Origin of the sequence: Bradyrhizobium sp. (assembly GCF_019242285.1) — a bacterium.
Classification (GTDB): domain Bacteria; phylum Pseudomonadota; class Alphaproteobacteria; order Rhizobiales; family Xanthobacteraceae; genus Bradyrhizobium.
In genome coordinates this window covers 1-3,030 of record NZ_JAFAVV010000117.1, presented here as the reverse complement: position 1 = coordinate 3,030, position 3,030 = coordinate 1, and the positions used below count along the sequence as shown (strand labels likewise).

At 64.7% G+C, this 3,030-nt stretch carries 4 protein-coding genes; 1 reads left to right on the top strand and 3 read right to left on the bottom strand.

Translation table 11 applies throughout. From position 1 onward, the window contains the following. The coding region (locus JOY90_RS04280; RefSeq protein ID WP_291689916.1) for a hypothetical protein at positions 1 to 326 on the top strand (326 nt) is incomplete at its 5' end. Here the strand turns inward: JOY90_RS04280 and JOY90_RS04275 are convergent. The 3 genes from JOY90_RS04275 to JOY90_RS04265 all read right to left on the bottom strand — a co-directional run. Further along, complete coding sequence (locus tag JOY90_RS04275) at positions 259 to 1,377, bottom strand: maleylacetate reductase (RefSeq protein WP_291689915.1); 1,119 nt, start codon at positions 1,375 to 1,377, stop codon at positions 259 to 261. The genes JOY90_RS04280 and JOY90_RS04275 overlap by 68 nt on opposite strands. Positions 1,378 to 1,382: 5 nt before the next feature. After that, complete coding sequence (locus tag JOY90_RS04270; protein ID WP_291689914.1) at positions 1,383 to 2,564, bottom strand: enolase C-terminal domain-like protein; 1,182 nt, start codon at positions 2,562 to 2,564, stop codon at positions 1,383 to 1,385. Between the two features lie 12 nt (positions 2,565 to 2,576). Then, positions 2,577 to 3,030: NAD(P)-dependent oxidoreductase (locus JOY90_RS04265; protein WP_291689913.1), on the bottom strand; the 454-nt coding region annotated here is incomplete at its 5' end.

Genomic DNA, 3,030 nt, shown 5'->3' with positions numbered 1-3,030 from the left:
ATCTCGATGCGCCCACCACTGTCCTGCTTGATCTTCTGCGCCGCCTCGAGCGCGAAGACGTGGACGGGATGGTTTGCGGGGAAGCCGTGGCCGAACTTCCAGGCATATTCGGCGGCGAGGGCTCGCTAGACGAACGGATGGGCGAGGCTGCCGATATTGACGCCGGTCGTCGCCAATCCGGCGACCACGGCTCTGCGCGTAAACATCATGAGACATTCTCCCTGGACATGCTTGTCGGTTTCTTGTGGTTGGGACGGCTCAACGTCGCGGGGGGCGCCGTCCATGATAGGCGTCATCGGCAAGCCGGCGCACGACGTCCCAAGTGACGGGTGCCGGATTCATGCCGTCGTCGGTCTCGATCGTGATGTCGGCGACGCGGTCGAGATCGCTCTCCCGGAGGCCAACTGCTTGCAGATTGTTCGGCAGCCCCGACGCGCCCAGCAAGTCGAACAGGGTCGCACCCAAATCGTCCGTCTTGGCGGCCGCGGCGATTCGCCCGACCGCCTCCGGCGCAAAGCGGTCGTTGTAGGCGGTGACGTGCGGCAGAACGATCGCATGCGAGAGCCCGTGTGGCACGCCAAAGCTACCTCCGAGCACGTGAGCAAGGCCGTGCTGAAGCGCGAAGCCGCCCGTGAGCGCCGCGCCGCCGAGGAGCGCACCGTACAGCAATGCTGCCGCGATCGCCGGGTCTTCGGAGCGACGGTGGAGCTGGGGCAAGGCTGCGATCAGCACGCGCGCGCCCTCGACCGCGGCCAATGCGTTGGTCGGACTCACGGTTGGTACGTAAATCGCGTCGATACAATGGGCGAGCGCGTTGAAGGCGCTGGCGGCGCTCACGTCGGGGGGCAGCGTGAGCGTGAGCTCCGGATCATAGATCACCGATGACGCCAGCATCTTGACGCTGGTGTGCATGCGTTTCACGCCGTCAATCGTGATGCCGCAGAAGCCGGTCATCTCCGAGCCGGAATAGGTGGTGGGTACGGCGACAATGGGCAGTCCGAGTTCGAGCGAGATGCCCTTGCCGAGACCGATCGACGCGCCCCCTCCGATACTGACCAGGCAATCGGCGCCCATCTCGCGGGCGCGCTTCCGACCGCGGATGGCGAGCTCGATCGGCACCTGAGACACGGCTTCCGCCAGGATGCCGATACAACGGTCACCCAGCATGGCGGCGACTCGCTCGGCGAGGCGGCCGCGCCCGGGGGTCGACAGGATCAGCGCCTTGCAGGTTCCGTGATGAGCGATTTCCGCCGCGATCTCGGAGATCCTGCCGGCGCCGAACAGAATGCGCGGCGGGGTTGCGTTGTAGACACCGCCCGGCAGGGAGAATTCGCGCCAGACACCAGCGGTGTTGCGAGTCGTGTGCATGGTCGGCATTGCCCTCACCAGTCGACGATGGTCCCGTCCTCCAGGACGGCGCCATCGGTGTGCATCACTTCCTGCTTGAAGGGATGTTTTGCTGCCTCCACCTCGTTGATCTCGACGCCGAGGCCAGGCTGATCAGGTACGGCCCAGTAACTGCCGGTCCGTCGCATCGGCGTCGTGACCACGTCGTCGTACCAGGGCACGGCGCCGCTCATCTCCTCCTGGATGACGAAATTCGGCGTCGAGACGTCGAACTGCAGTGCCGCTGCACCGGCGATCGGACCGTTCGGATTGTGTGGTGCCACGCCCATGAACGCCTGCTCGGCCGCAGCCGCGATTCGTTTGCCTTCGAGAAGGCCCCCGGTGTGATTGAGATCGGGCTGAACGATGTTAAGTGCCTTCGTCTGAAACAGCGGCTCGAATTCCTTGAAGCCCACCAGCCGTTCGCCCGATGCGATCGGACAAGCCGCGCGCTCGGTGATGAGCCTGAGCGCCTCGGGATCGCCCGGTTGCACCGGCTCTTCGCAGAACATCGGGTGATAGGGAGCCAGCTCCTCGATGAACTGCAGCGCAGCCGAAATCGACGCGGGCCGGCCGTGGAAGTCGATCATGATGTCGACCTTGTCGCCGACCGCCTCGCGCAGCACCCGCATCAGGCGCCCGACATGTTTGCGGGCCGGGATGTCGGCTGAAAAGTGCGAATAGGGAATGAACACGACTTTGAGCGCGTCGTAGCCCCTTTCAACCACCGCCAGCGCCCTGTCCGAAAGCGCGCCCGCGTCGAACGTCTCGTAAACCGCCCGCATGTCACCCAGGCCCAGGTGCGTATAGACGCGCACCTTGTCGCGCACCCGGCCGCCCAGGAGACGCCAGACCGGCAGGCCGAGGCTCTTACCGAAGATGTCCCAGAGCGCATGTTCGATGCCGCTGATTGCCGTCGCACCGATGATGCCCAGCCGGTAATAACTATGCTTGTTGAGGATGCGCAGCAGTTGCTCGATGTCGCGCGGGTCACGGCCCAGCAGCAACGGCTCAAGGTCTTCGATGGCCCCGCTGACGGCCCGGGTCTTCCAGTTGAGACTGGCCTCGCCCCAGCCGTACAGCCCATCCTGATCGGTCAGGACCTTGACGAATATCCAGTTGCGCATCTCGGCGTTGACGACGAGGGTTTTTACGGCGGTAATCTTGATCGCTGTCATCGAAGGTGCCTCTCAGTTCGCATCGGGGCTGTCCGGAACACGATGCACCAGATTCAGGAGCGGTTCGCCCGTCGCCCAGCGCCGAATGTTCTCGGCGATGACAGCGTAGCGGCGATACGGCAGCGCCGTCGTCCAAGCACAGGAATGCGGTGTCGCATAAACCTGCGGCAGGCGATGGAACGGAAAGCGCGACGGCCGGACGGTCTCGTCGGCACCGGCCGGGTACTCGTACCAAACGTCGAGAAAGGCTCCGGCGATCACGCCTTGCGCGAGCGCCTCGTAGAGCGCCGCTTCGTCGACGACCTCGGCGCGCGAGACATTGATCAGCACAGCGGAGCGCTTCATTTGACCGAGGGTCCGGGCACGGAGCAGGCCGCGCGTGCTGTCGGTCAACGGGCAAGTGACGGCTACAAAGTCGGATTCGTTCAGGAGGCGCTCGAGCCGGCTCGGCGGCATTATCACTTCC